The sequence below is a fragment of the Micromonospora sp. NPDC049282 genome, assembly GCF_043197045.1.
In the GTDB taxonomy this organism is placed as follows: domain Bacteria; phylum Actinomycetota; class Actinomycetes; order Mycobacteriales; family Micromonosporaceae; genus Micromonospora.
This window is the reverse complement of the sequence record NZ_JBICSL010000006.1, coordinates 71,622-87,028: the sequence shown is the minus strand read 5'-3', so window position 1 is coordinate 87,028 and position 15,407 is coordinate 71,622. Positions and strand designations below refer to the sequence as shown.

At 72.3% G+C, this 15,407-nt stretch carries 12 protein-coding genes and 1 tRNA gene; 10 read left to right on the top strand and 3 right to left on the bottom strand.

Annotated elements, in window-relative coordinates; translation table 11 throughout:
- Positions 1–3 precede the first annotated feature (3 nt).
- Both ACGFI2_RS12990 and ACGFI2_RS12985 read left to right on the top strand, forming a co-directional pair.
- A complete protein-coding gene (locus ACGFI2_RS12990; RefSeq protein ID WP_393515219.1) occupies positions 4–702 on the top strand; it encodes a hypothetical protein in 699 nt (232 codons plus the stop codon).
- On the top strand, positions 699–1,385 hold the full coding sequence (locus ACGFI2_RS12985) for a pentapeptide repeat-containing protein (protein WP_393515216.1): 687 nt from the start codon (positions 699–701) through the stop codon (positions 1,383–1,385). Before ACGFI2_RS12990 ends, ACGFI2_RS12985 begins: the two co-directional genes overlap by 4 nt.
- 62 nt (positions 1,386–1,447) lie before the next feature.
- Here ACGFI2_RS12985 and ACGFI2_RS12980 read toward each other — a convergent pair whose 3' ends face one another.
- Positions 1,448–2,365 carry an NADP-dependent oxidoreductase gene (locus tag ACGFI2_RS12980; RefSeq protein ID WP_393515213.1) on the bottom strand — a complete coding sequence of 306 codons (918 nt, stop codon included), beginning with the start codon at positions 2,363–2,365 and terminating at the stop codon, positions 1,448–1,450.
- Between the two features lie 115 nt (positions 2,366–2,480).
- Here ACGFI2_RS12980 and ACGFI2_RS12975 point away from each other — a divergent pair, with 115 nt between their 5' ends.
- Both ACGFI2_RS12975 and ACGFI2_RS12970 read left to right on the top strand, forming a co-directional pair.
- A complete protein-coding gene (locus tag ACGFI2_RS12975; RefSeq protein ID WP_393515210.1) occupies positions 2,481–2,903 on the top strand; it encodes a winged helix-turn-helix transcriptional regulator in 423 nt (140 codons plus the stop codon).
- A gap of 241 nt (positions 2,904–3,144) precedes the next feature.
- On the top strand, positions 3,145–4,617 hold the full coding sequence (locus tag ACGFI2_RS12970; protein WP_393515207.1) for an endo-1,4-beta-xylanase: 1,473 nt from the start codon (positions 3,145–3,147) through the stop codon (positions 4,615–4,617).
- A 124-nt stretch (positions 4,618–4,741) separates the two neighbouring features.
- Here ACGFI2_RS12970 and ACGFI2_RS12965 read toward each other — a convergent pair whose 3' ends face one another.
- Entirely contained in the window at positions 4,742–5,539 is a 798-nt protein-coding gene (locus tag ACGFI2_RS12965) for an SDR family oxidoreductase (RefSeq protein ID WP_393515204.1), read from the bottom strand.
- A 71-nt stretch (positions 5,540–5,610) separates the two neighbouring features.
- Positions 5,611–5,683: transfer RNA gene (locus tag ACGFI2_RS12960), tRNA-Lys, on the bottom strand.
- A 166-nt stretch (positions 5,684–5,849) separates the two neighbouring features.
- On the opposite strand from ACGFI2_RS12960, the gene ACGFI2_RS12955 reads away from it, so the two are divergent.
- The 6 genes from ACGFI2_RS12955 (at position 5,850) to ACGFI2_RS12930 (ending at position 15,385) form a co-directional block, all read left to right on the top strand.
- Complete coding sequence (locus tag ACGFI2_RS12955; protein ID WP_393515201.1) at positions 5,850–7,295, top strand: TIGR02710 family CRISPR-associated CARF protein; 1,446 nt, start codon at positions 5,850–5,852, stop codon at positions 7,293–7,295.
- Positions 7,296–7,405: 110 nt separating this feature from the next.
- The gene (locus tag ACGFI2_RS12950) at positions 7,406–10,579 is read left to right on the top strand and encodes a DEAD/DEAH box helicase (RefSeq protein ID WP_393515198.1); all 3,174 of its coding nucleotides are present in this window, start codon (positions 7,406–7,408) and stop codon (positions 10,577–10,579) included.
- A gap of 37 nt (positions 10,580–10,616) precedes the next feature.
- On the top strand, positions 10,617–11,801 hold the full coding sequence (locus ACGFI2_RS12945; protein ID WP_393515195.1) for a hypothetical protein: 1,185 nt from the start codon (positions 10,617–10,619) through the stop codon (positions 11,799–11,801).
- On the top strand, positions 11,788–13,338 hold the full coding sequence (locus ACGFI2_RS12940; RefSeq protein WP_393515192.1) for a phosphatidylserine/phosphatidylglycerophosphate/cardiolipin synthase family protein: 1,551 nt from the start codon (positions 11,788–11,790) through the stop codon (positions 13,336–13,338). Before ACGFI2_RS12945 ends, ACGFI2_RS12940 begins: the two co-directional genes overlap by 14 nt.
- Before the next feature lie 209 nt (positions 13,339–13,547).
- Entirely contained in the window at positions 13,548–14,726 is a 1,179-nt protein-coding gene (locus tag ACGFI2_RS12935) for a sensor histidine kinase (RefSeq protein WP_393515189.1), read from the top strand.
- Positions 14,723–15,385, top strand: a complete 663-nt coding sequence (locus ACGFI2_RS12930) for a response regulator (protein ID WP_393515186.1) — start codon at positions 14,723–14,725, stop codon at positions 15,383–15,385. Before ACGFI2_RS12935 ends, ACGFI2_RS12930 begins: the two co-directional genes overlap by 4 nt.
- Positions 15,386–15,407 lie beyond the last annotated feature (22 nt).

The following is a 15,407-nucleotide window of genomic DNA, read 5'->3' as shown; positions in this document are numbered from 1 at the left end:
ACCATGGCGAAACCCAAGACCCCCCACGGAGACAGCCCGGACGCGCCTCGCCCGCACGGCGACGGGGAGGGCGACGGCGACGCCGCCTCGCCCGGACGGCGCCGCGGCACCGAGGTTCCGGAGAACGTCGGCCGGGCGCAGGAGACGATCGCCGACGAGGCACGCCAGGGCCGCCCCGGTGGCGACCAGGGCGGCACTCCCGGGCGGCCCGGCGGCGACGGCGGATACCAGCCGCCCAAGCCCGGCACCCCCGAGTACGACGCGCGGGTGCAGGAACTCGCCGCCGACCCCGCCCACAACGGAAAAATCAGCGCCAAGTCGCGCCGCGAGGCGGAGGTGGGGCTCGAAGCCGAGGCGCAGGGCAAGATCCCGGGCCCGATCCGCCGGGCCGAGCTGGACAACTCCGATCCCGCGTTCCAGAAGGACCAGGGCGAGTTCATCGACGGCAACGGCGACAACTGGGACGTCAAGAGTCCGGTCGACACGTTCCCGGCGGGCCGTCAGGCCGGCCAGCCGATGCCCGAGGGCACGAGGGGACGGTACGACGGCAACGAGACGGAGCAGAAGCTGTCCGACGAGGTGGCCGGCGGCCAGCGTGTCATCATCGACAGCAAGAACCTGTCCCCGGGCTCCCTGGCCGACCTGAAGCGACGGGTCGCCGGCAACCCGGACCTGGACGGCAAGGTGGTGTTCCTCGAATGAGCAGGTACAAGCAGCGCAGCGCCGACGTGACCCGTTGGCCCGACAGCCCCGAGGCCCGGGAGGCGCTCCAGGAGTGGTTCGCCGCCCTCGCCGCGGACCCCACGGCGTACCTGTCGGGCGACTTCCTGGACTTCCGGGGCGCCGACCTCGGCACCATCGACCTGACGGACGCCTACCTGGTCAACTCCCGGCTCGACGGCGTCCGGTTCGAGGACGCCAATCTCGGCGGCGCCAATCTCGGCAACGCGGAACTGGCCGACGCCGACCTGAGCTTCGCCGACCTGACCAAGGCGGAACTGGTCGGCTGCGTCGCCCCGAACGTCCGCCTCCGGGGGGCGAGGCTGTTCGCGACGGTGCTCGACGACGCCGTCCTGACCGGCGCCGATCTCAGCCACGCGATCCTCAACTCGGCCAAGCTCTACCGGACCGATCTGCGCGGGGCAAACCTGGAGTTCGCGAGCCTGCGGTGGGCCACGCTCGGCGGTGCCACCATGCCCACGGTGTTGACCGGCGCGGCGATGTTCGGCGCTGAGTTCGAGGGCGCGAAGGGTGCTGTGGTGGGCCCGGTCCTGGTCGACGAGGACCGGAGCCGGTCGCTCGACGGCGCCGACCTGGAGGCGTGGTTGGCGGAGCGGGGAGCGGAACACATCCAGGTGCTCAACCTGGGAGCCTCCGGGTCCTGATCCGTTCCCGCGCCCATCGCAGGGACGGACACCGGACCGGTGAGGGCCGCGGCAGGTGCGCCTCAGGGTCGGAGCACGTAGCGACCGCGTACCCCGCCCTTGGCCACCGCCCGGTGGGCGTCCGCCGCCCGGTCCAGCGGCAGCACGGCGTGCACCCGGGCCGGCAGCTCGCCGGACGCGGTGCGGGCGAGCAGGTCGGCCAGTCGGGGGCCGTCGGCGTGCGTGTCCACGACCGCGACGGTGACGCCGCGTGCCGCCGCCGGCCGGGCGTTCGGCCGGACCCCGACGTACGCCCCGCCGTCCCGGACCAGCGCGAACGCCTGCTCCTGGAGGTTGGCGGCGTCGGCCACCGCGTCCCAGCCCGGGTCGGCCGCCGTGGTGAAGCCGGCGCCGAGGCTCCGCACGAACTGTTCGTCCTCCGCGCGGGCCAGGCCGGTCACCCGCCAGCCCTGGTCCGGCGCGAGCGAGAGGACGTACGCCCCGACCGCGCCGGCCGCGCCGGTCACCAGCAGCCGGTCGGCGCCGGCCGGCGCGGCGCCGAGCAGGTCGACGACCTGCGCGGCGGCCAGCCCGTTGAGCGGCACGGTGGCCGCCTCGACCAGGTCCAGACCATCGGGTACGGCGGCGAGGTCGGCGGCCGGCACGACGAGCTGCTCGGCGTAGGTGCCGAAGTCGCGGTCGAACCCGACCACCAGGCCGGCGACCCGGGCGCCGGCGGCCAGGTCGACGCCGCGACCGGCGGCCTCGACGGTGCCGGCGAAGTCCCAGCCGAGGCCGGTGTGGTGCGGCTGGTGGATCAGCCCCAGGCCGTGGAAGAAGCCGCCGGCGACGGCGAGGTCGACGGGGTTGACCGCCGCGCCGGCGACCCGCACCCGGACCTCGCCCGGTCCGGGCTCGCGCAGCGGGACGTCGATGATCTCGACGAGGCCCGGTTCCCCGGCGGTGCGGACGACGGCGGTGCGGAAGGTCTGCGTACCCATGGTTCGTGCTCCTTGTCTCGACTGCTGTCCTGGACCACGATGGGGTAGTCACTCTCCATCGGGAAGTACGCACCTGAGAGTGCGTAGGGAACCGCCAGGTAGGAAGGAGTGGCCGATGGCCACCCGAACCGCGATCGAGAAGCGGGCCCGGGCGCGGGCGGAGTACGACGCGTTCCTGGCCGCCTGTCCCAGCCGCCAACTGCTCGAACGGATCTCCGACAAGTGGGTGGCGCTGATCCTGGCCGCCCTCGGCCGGGACGGCCCGGACGGCGACGCCGGCCCGCAGGTGATGCGCTACTCGGAACTGTCCCGCCGGCTCGCCGGCGTCAGCCAGAAGATGCTCACCCAGACGCTGCGCTCCCTGGAGCGCGACGGCCTGCTCGTCCGCACGGTGACGCCGACCGTGCCGGTGACCGTGACGTACGAGCTGACCGAACTCGGCCTGTCGCTCCACCGGTTGACGCGCGGCATCAAGGTGTGGGCCGAGGCGCACATGGACGAGGTGCACGCCAACCGGGAGCGCTACGACGCCGGCTGACGAACCGGTTCGCTGGAATTTTTCGGTGCGGTACCGCAACGGGAAGCGGCCCTGGACGGGCGGTCATCGACATTGACCGATGATGGTGGCGCGAGTATCTTCCACTGGAGTTACCGGTAGGTTTCCGAAATTTTCAGGGCCGGTGACCGGAACGCGTACCGCCCGGTGGCGCACCCGCGCCAGGTACGTGAACCGTGTCGACAACCCTGCGCATCACCCGTCCGATATGCAGAGGAGCGTCATGGAACGTCCACTGAGGCGGCACCGCTACCGCGTACTGGCGGCCGCTGCCGCCGGTTCGCTGGCCCTGGCCGGCGCCGCGCTGTTCGTGCCCGGCCCGGCCCAGGCGGCCACCACCCTGGGTGCCGCGGCGGCGCAGTCCGGCCGCTACTTCGGCACCGCCATCGCGGCGAGCCGGCTGAACGACTCCACCTACAGCACGATCGCGGCGCGTGAGTTCAACATGATCACGGCCGAGAACGAGATGAAGCCGGACGCGACGGAGCCGAACCAGAACCAGTTCAACTTCAACTCCGGCGACCAGATCTACAACTGGGCCACCCAGCGCGGCCTGAAGGTCCGCGGGCACACCCTGGCCTGGCACGCCCAGCAGCCGGGCTGGATGCAGAACATGGGCGGCAGCACGCTGCGCAACGCGATGATCAACCACATCAACGGTGTGATGGCCCACTACAAGGGCAAGCTCGCCGCGTGGGACGTGGTCAACGAGGCGTTCAACGAGGACGGCAGCCGCCGCAACTCCAACCTGCAGAACACCGGCAACGACTGGATCGAGGTCGCGTTCCGCACCGCGCGGGCGGCCGACCCGTCGACCAAGCTCTGCTACAACGACTACAACATCGAGAACTGGTCCTACGCCAAGACGCAGGGCGTCTACCGCATGATCCAGGACTTCAAGTCCCGGGGCGTGCCGATCGACTGCGTCGGGTTGCAGACCCACTTCACCGGCGGCAGCTCGCTGCCGAGCAACTTCCAGACCACGCTGTCCAGCTTCGCCGCCCTCGGCGTCGACGTGGCGCTCACCGAGGTCGACGTCACCAACTCGTCGACCAGCCAGTACCAGGGCCTGACCCAGGCCTGCCTGAACGTTCCGCGTTGCATCGGCATCACCGTCTGGGGCGTGCGGGACAGCGACTCCTGGCGCTCCAACGAGAGCCCGCTGCTGTTCGACGGCGGCGGCAACAAGAAGGCCGCGTACACCTCGGTCCTCAACGCCCTCAACGCCGCCGGCCCGGCACCGACCGGCACCCCGACGGCGACGCCGACCTCGACCCCGACCTCCGGGCCGACCACGCCGCCGCCGTCCGGCGGCGCCAACCGGATCCTCGGCAACCAGTCGGGCCGGTGCATCGACGTGCCCAGCTCGTCGCAGACCAACGGCACCCGGGTGCAGCTCTACGACTGCCACGGGCAGACCAACCAGCAGTGGACGTACACCTCGAGCAAGCAACTGACGGTGTACGGCGGCAGCCGCTGCCTGGACGCCGCCGGCTCCGGCAACGGCGCGGCCGTCCAGATCTACAGCTGCAACGGCCAGAGCAACCAGCAGTGGAACGTCAACTCCAACGGCACCATCAGCGGCGTCCAGTCCGGCCGCTGCCTCGACGTCTGGGGCACCGGCAACGGGCAGCAGGTCCAGCTCTACGACTGCAACGGGCAGGCCAACCAGCGGTTCCAGCTCGTCGCCAACTGACGACCCGTGGTGGCTCACCGTCCCGGCGGTGAGCCACCACAGTCGTCGGGCAGGTCGTCAGTCGGCGACCACGGTCAGGACCAGCGGACCGTTCGCCCGCCGCAACCCTGCCTCAGCCAGCCGACTACCCAAGGCCGCCGTTGCTCTGAAGAAGCTGGGCGTTGACCCATCCGCCTTCCGCCGAGCAGAGGAACGTGACGAGATTCGCGCAGTCCTGCGGCATGCCGAGCCGTCCCAGAGGCGTTTCGCGGATCAGGCCCGCCTTCTGGTCCTCGGTCATCCACCCGGTGTCGGTCGGCCCGGGATTGATCGCGTTGCAGGTCACCCCCAGATGAGCCAGTTCACGCGCGGCGGCCAACGTGATCCGGTCCATCGCTCCCTTACTCGCGCCGTAGGGAAGGTTTCCGGCGGTGTGATCGCTGGTCAGGCTCACGATCCGTCCATCTCCGTGCTGACCACGGAACCGCAGCCCGTACTCCCGGATCAACAGCCACGTCGCCCGCGCATTGACCGCGAAGTGCCGGTCGAAGCTCTCCACCGTCGTGTCCAACAGGCCGGAGTCGACCGACTCACAGTGGCACAGCACCAACGCGGTGACGTTTCCCAGCTCGCGCTCCACGTCGTCGAACAGCTGCGCCGGCACCGCCGGGTCGGACAGGTCCGCCTCGGCCGCGAAGGTTCTCGCTCCGAACGGCGCCACCATCTCCTGCAACTCTTCGGGCGCCCCGGGCTCCACGCCCCACCGCATCCGCGCGTCATAGGCGGTCCAGTACGTGAAGGCCACGTCCCAGCCGGCCCGGGCCAGACCCAGCACCACGGACGCCGCGATTCCCGCCGAACGTCCCGCCCCCGTGACCAACGCGAGCGGACGTTCCGGCCCGCCCACGTCCTGCTGACTCGTCACCAGCGTCTCCGCACTCATGACTGACCTGTGCCCCGGTCGCGCTCGATGATCTTCGGTTGGGGTCTCCGCGACCCAGATGCGCCGTCGAGTGGGCCGCCTGGGACTCGAACCCAGAACCTAAGGATTAAAAGTCCTCAGCTCTGCCAATTGAGCTAACGGCCCGTCGGGCCATCAGGCTACCCGATCATCGGTCCTGGGGTTGACGTCCGCCTCGGCCGAGCTGGCACCTCGACATCTGCGTCTCGATGCGTCCCGCCCGCTGATCTTCGACACTGACCGTCGCGAGTCCGGGTCACATGGTGAGCGACTTCGTTCGATAGGCTCAGGCATGCCGTCTGACGAAGCGGAGTCGTTCGCCGAGCGAGTCGAGACGATGCATCGCATCGAACGCGGCGAGCAGCGCTACGCCGACGGCGGCCCCGCGCTCCAGGCCACCGCTTATTACCTCGACCACCTGCTCGACGAAGCCGTCGCCCGGGCACGCGTCGCCAGCGACCTGCCGCGCCGCAAGGTCGACGTGCTGATCAGCCTCTGCGGCTTCGCGGCCGTCCCGACGGTGCTCACCTACGAGTTGCTCCGTCCGAGCCGGCTCGTCGTGATCACTTCTCGGGACGCACCCGACAGTGTGGACCTGATCGGCCAGCGGCTGGTCGGCCCAGGCCGGCTGCGGCACCAGGACTTCCGGCACGTGCCGGTGGACGCCAGCGATCCGCTCGACATGTACCAGCAGATCGCCCGGGAGTTGGCCGGGCAGGACGGGCGGCACGCGGTCATCGACATCACCGGCGGCCGGAAGGTGATGAGCGCCGCCGCGGCATTGGCCGCCTGGCAGCTCAACCTGGGGCTGACCTACGTCGAGAACCAGTTTGACCAACTGACCCGGCAGTTGCGGCACGGCGAGGTCCGCCTCATCTCCCTGGACAATCCGACCGCCCTCTTCGGCGAGCAGGAACTCGCCCGGGCGCTGGAGATGTTCCGGTCCGGCGCGTTCGAGGCTGCCCGCCGCCGCTACGACGAGATCGTCGAACGGATCGCGGTGCCCGGCCGGGCCCGGGTGATGCGCGCTCTCGCCGAGCTGTACCGGACCTGGTGCGACCTGGACCTGGCCGCGCTTCCGGCGGCGGTCGCCGGGGTGGAGCAGAGCCTTCGGCAGGGCCGGCGGCATCTTCGGCCGGAAACCGCGGCGACGATCGACCGGCAGCTTTCCTTCGCCCGTCGGTTGGCGGCCGGCGACGCCACCGCCTTCGTGGTCTGCTTCTATGTGCTCGGGCTGCACTACCAGCAGCTTGGCCGGCACGACTTCGCGGCGTTGCTGTTCTACCGCACCATCGAGGCGTGCCTGACCACCCGGCTGCGGCAACGCTGTCCAGGGTTCGACCCGGACGACTGCGACTGGTCGCGCCTCGGTGACCCCGTTGCCGTCCGGGCCCGCTACACCGAGGTGTCCCGCTCGCTGACCCCACCCAACCCCTCGGGACCGCCCCACAAGCTGACCCTGTTCGCCGCCGCCATCCTGCTCGCCTCACTCGACGACGAACTCGCCCGACGCACCGGGCTGGTCGGTCCGGAGCGGCTGTGCGAGTTGCGCGACCGGACCTGGGCCCGGAACAAGTCGGTGCTGGCCCACGGCACCGCGCCGATCGCGGCCGAGCACACCGAGTCGCTGCGGGCGGAGGCGTCCGGGCTGCTCACGGCGTACTGGGCGCTGCACGGGGACGGGGACGACGTCGACGAACTCTGCGTCGAACTCCGATTCCTCCGCGACGACCGGTGACGGTGGTGGGCGGTACGGAACCGCTACGCGTGCCACGATCCTGGGCCGACGAATACTGCCAGGCAACCGAAGCGGCCCTTTTCACGCCGAGTGAGGCCGAACGGACGGCAGTGTGCCTGTCGTACCCGCAACGGGCCGGTTGGCTCGCCGACCACGACCTGGAGGAGATCCGGGCGGACCTCGCCGGAGGTCTGCTGGTGAAGGAGAAGACCGGGAGGGACGGCTCGTACTACCAGCTCATCGGCACCCGGTTCGAGGTCTTCGCCCAGTCCCGGAACGCCAGGGACAGCGGAGTGCCACAGGCATACGTCACGTCGGTGAAGCCGGCGCGCGGGCTGGGTCGTACCGAGACGGTCATTCCCCGACAGGTCCGCCTGGCGCCGGTCTGGGACGAGGAGCCCTGCGACCTGCCGGAGCTGCTGAAGACGTTCACCGATGGGCTGCGGATCGTCCAACGACGACGGTCGCTGCGCGACTCCGCCGCCCGCGAACTGCACCGGAGCACCTCGGCGCCCCGGCCCCGCGGGGACCTGCACGCCCGGGTCCGCCGCCGTTACCAGCCGCTGCTCCAGATGCTGGAGCTGCTGGAGCAGCGCAGCACCCACGAGGGCACGGTACGCGGCACCGCCATCGTGGTCGACGAGGGTCGGCTGGCGGACGAGCCGGTGCTCCGGCTCCGGCTCGACCGGCCGGCCACCTTCGCCGAGGGGCGTTCGGTGACGGTGCGCGGCCCGGAGACGACGGCGGAGCTGCGGCTGCTCTCGGCCGAGCTCGACGGCGACGACCCGGTGCTCACCCTCGCCGCGCCTCGTGCACCGATCGCACCGCAGACCCCGGTGCGGCTGGAGCAGCAGGGTCGGTTCGCGCTCGGCAAGCACGCCGCGGCCTTGTGCCGGTTCCTCGACGAGCAGGTCGAGGGCGATTGGGAGCACCTGGCGCTGCTGCTCACCGCGCCGGGGCGGCTGCCGGCGTCGAAGGTGCCGCCGCTGTCGACGTACTTCGACGACCGGCTCAACCCGGAGCAGCGGGCGGCGGTGGACGGGGCCGTCCGTACCCCGCACGCCTACCACGTGCAGGGACCGCCCGGCACCGGCAAGACCACGGTGATCACCGAGGTGGTCCGCCAGCTCGTCGACCGGGGCGAGCGGGTGCTGCTGCTCGCTCCGATGCACGTGGCCGTCGACGAGGTGCTGCGCCGGCTCGCCGACCAGCCGGGCGTGCTGGCGCTGCGGATCTCCTGGGACGAGTCCCGGGTCGCCGGGGAACTCCGCCGGTACCTGCCGAAGGAGGTCAGCCGGACGTACCTGCGGCAGGCACGCCGCCCGGCCACCTCGCAGGCCGGGCGCTGGCGGGCCGAGGCCGACCGGCTGCGCGAGCAGGGCGACGCGGTGGGGACGTTCCTGACCGTGGACGCCCGGCAGCGGGCGGCCGCCGAGCACCTGCGGTCGGCGGAGCGGACGCGCGGCGCCTGGCGGGATCGGCTGGCGGCCGACCTGGCCGACGGTCGGGCCGTGGAGGCCGAGGCGACTCGGGCGCTGGACACGTTGGCGGCGACGCTGACCCCGGTCGCGGCCCGCGCCGAGGCGCTACGCGCGCAGCTCGCGGCGGTGCCGCTGGGCCGGCGGCTGTGGTCCCGGCTCCGGGCTTCCTTCGAGTCGCCGGACGACGTGTCCCGGCTCGGCGAGGCATACCGGGCGTGCGAGGCCGAACGCCGGCGGCTCGACCACGATCGACGGGTCTGGGGCGAGCGCCAGGCGGCGGCCCGGACCCGGACCGCCGCGCTGGAGGCGGGGCGGGTCACCGGGGAGCGGGACCACGGCGCGGAGGTGCATCGCCGCCGGGTCGAGGTCGAGGCGGCGCGGGTCGCCGCCGGAGGCGCCGCGGACCGGGTATGGATGCTGACCGGGCGCGATCCCATCGGCCAGCCCGAGTCGGAGCTGCGGCACCGGCGGGACCGGCTCGCGGCCGAGCTGACCCGACGCGAGCAGCGGATCCGGCTGGAGCAACGCTGGTTCGAGCTGTCCGGGCTGGCCGGCGGCACTCCGGAGTCGCTGGCCGAGCAGGTCGACGCCGACCTGCGCAGGTCGGCGAACCTGATCTGCTGCACGACGACCGGGGTGGGCCGGGATCTCGGCGACGCCGACTTCGACACGCTGGTCGTGGACGAGGCGAGCCGGGTGGTGGACAGCGAGTTCCTGATCGGGGCGGTCCGGGCCCGCCGGTGGGTGCTGGTCGGCGACGAGCACCAGCTCCCGCCGTACGTGGAGCCGGACGACGAGCATCACCTGCACGCACTCGCCGCGTTGCACATGGTCGACCGTGGTGCCGCCGCGGACCTGCCGACCGCGGTCGAGCACCTGGCCGCGATCTGGACCGAGGACGAGGAGCTGCACCAGTTCCGCGCCGACACCGTCTTGGCGACCGCGGAGCGGCTGCGTGACTCGGGGGGCTGGCGGGACCGGTACCGGCCCGCCTTCGAGGCCGCGTGGCGCCGGCTGGGCGAGGACGGCGCGGATGCCGAACGTACGCTGCTGACCGCGATGCGCGGCCACCTGGTGCGTAGCCTCTTCGAGGTCTCGGTCGCCGGTGTGCCGCCGATGCTGCGGCAACGGCTGCGGGTGCAGCGCCGGATGATCGAGCCGATCGCCGCGTTGGTCTCCGCCCCGGTGTACGGCGGCGACTACCTGACACCGGACCGGCCGGACGTCACCCCGCTGCGGTACGGCGGCACCAACACCCCGGTGGTGTTGGTGGACACCTCGGTCTACGGCGGCCGGGCGAAGGAACGCACCATCGGCAGCGGCTTCGTCAACGACCTCGAGGCGGACCTCGTCGTCCGCATGTGCCGCTCATGGGAGGCGCGGCTGCGACGGTCGAGCGGTAAGCGGGTGTCGGTCAGCGTGTTGACGTTCTATCGACGGCAGGCCGCCGAGATCAGGGAGCGGCTCGGTGGGCCGCCGTTCGGCGACTTCCGAAGTCTCGACTTCCAGGTGGTCGACGCGATCGACAAGATCCAGGGACAGGAGAGCGACCTCGTCTTCCTGTCGTTCTGCCGGGCCTTCGTCGGCCGGGGCACCCCGTCGGTCCGGTACGGCCGGTGGTTGCAGGACATTCGCCGGCTCAACGTCGCCTGCACCCGCGCCCGCAGGGGACTCGTGCTGGTGGGGCATGGCCCGACGCTTCGCCGGCTGAACGGCGTGCCGGCCGCGGAGGAGTTCTACCGCAATCTGTTCGAGCTGCTCGACGAGCGGCCCGACATGGAGATCGCGAAGGGTGTCGGGTGACCGTGTCGAGGCGGCGGACGGACGCGGTGGGCGTCGCGTGATTGAATTCGTACCGGCCGATCCCCCCGCCGAGCCGGCGTCGGGGACCGTCGCCGTGCTGCCCGAGGTGCTGGTGCCGCTGCGCTGGTGGCGCAGCGTGCCGTTCGATCGCGCCGCGCCGGTGCAGATGACACCGTTGGAGCGGTTCGTGCTGGACCTGGCGATGACGACCGGCATGGCCGACCCGGGCGAGTTCTTCGAGATCACCAACCTGCCGGGGACGACACTGCTGCCGGTGGCGGCACGCCGGCTGGTCGCTGCCGGGGCCCTGGCCCGGGACGGCGACGGATACCGACCGCTGTCACCGGGTGCCGAGCGGGCCGCCCGGACCCGGACGGTCTACCGGAGCAGACGGACCGGCCTGGACGTCGTCCTGTTGCCGCGCACCGGTGACCTGCTCGCGCTCGATCCCCGCTCGTCGGGTCTGCGCGAGGTCGATCGGCTTCGCCCCCGGTCGGTCGGGAACGCCCCGGTGCCACCCTGGCTGGCCACCCGCACGCTCGGCGACGAACTGCGTGCCCGGCTCGTCGCCGGCACGCTTGCCGGGGTGGACCAGGAAACCACCGAGGTGCCGGAGTCCGCCGCCGAGTCGTCGGAGATCAGCCGGCACGGCTGGTGTCGGGTCTACCGGTGCCGAGGCGAACTGCGCCTTGACGGCGACCACCTCCGGCCGGTTCTCACCCTGCCCGGGAACGACAGGAACGATCCGGTGAGCCTCGACCTGCCCGGCGCCGCCGGCCTCGCCGCGTCCTGGCTCGGGTTGGTCGACGCGCTCGACGACCCGGCTGTCCGGGCCGGGGCCTGGGACGGGCTGCTGGGCTGGTCGGAGCGGGTCGCGCTACGGATGGAGCGGACCGGCCCGGCCCGGTGGCGCTGCGCGATCTCCGGGAGGATCGCCCGCCGCCTCGCCGAGCAGGGCCGGAATCTCGCGCTGCCGCTCGGGTTGGTGGCCCGCAGCGAGGACGCCGTGATCGAGATGGCGATCGACCTGGTCGACGCCGACCGGACGGCGGAAGCGCTGATCGAGGTGGACCGGCGGCTCACCGCAGCCGCCGAGCCGGGTGCCGACGCCTCGGTCCTGCCCGACAGTCCCGAGCTACGCGACCGCGCCTGGCGGTTGGGGTTCCCCGGCCTGGTGTACGCGCTGCGTGAGGCGGAGGACTTCCGGTATGTCGGAAATTGACGAGCTGCCGGAGGAACTCGACCTCGGCGCGGTCACCGTCCCCGAGGGATACTTCCTGCTCCGGGACGCACCCGGGCAGCCGTTCTTGGACTCGCCCGGTACCGACGGGGACTACCGGCATCTGTTCACCTACCGGGGTTCGGCCACGTCGATCCGTCAGGCAGCGATCGAACTGATCCAGAGTGCTCGACACAAGATCTTCCTGGCCAGTTTCCGGATCGGCGACCGGGAGCTGCTGGATGCGCTCTTCGAGGCCGTGGACCGGCTCCGCGGCGGGGTGTACGTCGTGACCTCGTGGACCGAGCAGTCGTTGAAGCGCGACCTGTCCAGCCTGGAGGACATCGACGACGTCGACGTGCAGGCCCAGAAGAAGCGGTTCGACGAGCTGACCCGGCGGGGGATCGCGCTGCGCGGCCACGAGGGCTGCCACGCCAAGTTCCTGGTCGTCGACGACAGGTTGGCGCTGGTCTCCAGCGCCAACCTGGAGACCAGTGCCCTGGCCGACACCGAGCGGAAGCGGGCCACCGGTGAGAACGGGGTGCTGGTCGGCGACCCGGCCGAGGTGGACCGGCTGGCCCGGTTCTTCGCCCGGCTCTGGTCCGCCGGCTGCACCTGGGCCGCACTGCCCGGGGCCGAGTACGCGCTGCACCGGCGTACTCCGGCACCGAGCCCGGTCATCGCCCCACCACCCGCCGACGGACCGGGCGTGATCTGGACGTACGACGGTGACGACGCGGACGGGCCGCACCGGGAACGGGGCATCGTCGCCGCCCTGCACGACGTGATCGGTCGGGCCCGACGGGAACTGCTGCTCGCCACCTTCAGCCTGGTCGGCATCCGGGACCGACCCGAGCTGCTGCTCGATCCGCTGCGCCGGGCGATGGCCACGCACAACCTCGACGTACGGCTGTTGGTCCGGGCCCGCAACAACGTTCCGGAGCACCGGGCGGACACCGCGGCACTGGCCGAGTTGGGTGTGACGATCCACGGCGACTCGGACACGCATGCCAAGGGGGTGATCGCCGACGGCCGGTACGGGGCGCTCTTCTCGGCGAACTTCGACGCGGTGCACGGCATGTTCTCCGGCGTCGAGGTCGGCACCCGGCTCGACGGCCGGGACGCGCTGGTCGAGGCCCGGCGATACTTCCGGCACGCCATGGAGCACGCCGACCTGACCTTCGTGCCGGCGCCGACACAACGGGAACTCGACCGAGGGCTCGGCGCCCGGTGGCGACACCGTTGGCCCCACGGTGCCCGACTGACGGTGTCGGCTGCCGACGCCGACTGGCGACGGCTGGTGGACACAGCGGCCACCGGCCCGGTGCTCTGGGAGGAGGACCAGGACCTCCGGCTGTACGTCGGGGACGTCGTCGCCACGCTCCGGCCGGCCCGATCGGCGCGGTTCCGGCTCACCTTGGCGGAGAGCCGACCCGACGCCGCCACCCGGATGCGTGACTGGTACGCCGAACGGCCCGGCCCCGGCACCGCTCGAAAGAAGCGGGGTTGCTGCCCGGCGCTGCTGACCCGGCTCCGTTGACCGGCCCGCCATGGATCTCGTCCGCGTACACCGCGCTGCTCTTGCGTAGGTTGGTCATCACCGCTGATGCAGGAGGTTGAATGTCGCACGTCCGCGTCCGGGTCGATTTCACTCCGCTTGCGGTGGCGCTGCCGGGCGGCTTCACCCTCGTCCGGCGGTGACGGGCGCGGCCCGGGCGGTCCCCCCGCTCGGGCCGCTACGCTTCGGTCATGTCGAGCTGGCGGTGGCGCGACCGGGTGGCGGCGGCGGCCCTGGTGCCGGCGGTCGGCCTGGTGGCGCTGCTCGGCCTGCTGGTGCAGGCGGACGGCGTCGACACCGCCGCCGAGATGGTGGCGCTGCTGGTCGTGCTGGTGTCCGCCGGCGCGCTGTACGCCCGTCGGCGGTATCCGGTCGTGGTGGGCGTGGTGGCGTTGGCGGCGGTCAGCGCGTACGGGGTGCTGCTGCACCGGCCCGGGCCGATCATGCTGGTGTTCGTCGTGGCGCTCTACACGGTGGTCGACGAGGGGCACCTCGCGGTCGCGGTGGGGCTCGGTCTCGCCTCGGTGGTCTCGTTCGCGGTCGCGGACGGCTGGACCCGGACGGGCGCCGGGGGGAACGGTGCGACGCTGCTGCACGCCGGGTGGCTGGTCGCGGTGATCGTCGGGGTGACCCGGAACCGGCGGGCCTATCTGGCCGAGGTGCAGGCCCGGGTGCTCGCGGCGGAGCAGGGCCGAGAGGAGGAGGCCCGGCGCCGGGCCACCGAGGAGCGGTTACGCATCGCCCGCGAGCTGCACGACCTGCTCGGTCACCACCTGTCGTCGATCAACGTGCAGGCGAGCGCCGCGCTGCACCGTCCGGATCCGGAACGATCCACGGCGGCGCTCACCGCGATCAAGCAGACGAGTCGGGAGACGCTGCGGGAGCTGCGGGCGATGCTCGGCGTCCTGCGGCGGGACGGCGACGCGCCGACCGCGCCCGCGCCCGGCCTGGACCGGCTCGGCGAGCTGGTCGAGACGGCGGGGCGGTGCGGTGTGCGGATCCGCACCGAGGTGGCCGAGACCGGGCCGCTGCCGCCGGAGGTGGACCTGGCGGCGTACCGGATCGTCCAGGAGGCGCTCACGAACGTCTCCCGGCACGCCGCCGCGACCACCGCGGTCGTCCGGATCCGGCCGGACCGCGACGGCGTGCTGGTGGAGGTGGCGGACGACGGCGTCGGCAGCTCGTCCCCGCCCGGGAACGGCATCCTCGGCATGGGGGAGCGGGCCCGGGCGCTCGGCGGCACGCTGGCCGTCGGGCCGGGGCCGGACGGCGGGTTCCTGGTCCGCGCCCGCCTGCCGCTGCGGCCGGACCCGCTGCCGGTCGCGGCGGCCGTGCCGGCGCCGCGACCGGAGCCGGGGGAGGTCCGATGATCCGGGTGCTGGTCGCCGACGACCAGAGACTGGTACGCGCCGGCTTCCGCTCCATCCTCGACGGCGAGGACGGCATCGAGGTGGTCGGTGAGGCCGCCGACGGCGCCGAGGCGGTGCGGTTGGCCCGGCGGCTGCGGCCGGACGTCGTCCTCATGGACGTCCGGATGCCGCAGATGGACGGACTGGCCGCCACCCGCGAGATCGTCGCCCACGCCGACGCCCGAGTGATCATGCTGACCACCTTCGACCTGGACGACTACGTCTACGGCGCGTTGCGGGCCGGAGCGAGCGGCTTCCTGGTCAAGGACACCGAGCCGGCGGAGCTGATCCACGGGGTGCGGGTGGTGGCGCGGGGCGACGCGCTCATCGCGCCGGCCATCACCCGCCGGCTGATCGCCGAGTTCGCCGCCCGGGTCCGGCACCCGGAGCCGGGGCCACGGCTGAACGGTCTCACCGACCGGGAGCGGGAGGTGCTCGCGCTGGTCGCCGCCGGCCTGTCCAACGACGAGATCGCGGCCCGGCTGGTGCTTAGCCCGGCCACCGCGAAGACGCACGTCAGCCGGATCATGACCAAGACCCGGGTACGGGACCGCGCCCAGCTGGTGATCCTGGCGTACGAGTCGGGCCTCACCGTGCCGAGCTGGCTCATGTCCTCCTGACCGGGCGGGTCGTCGCGTCGCC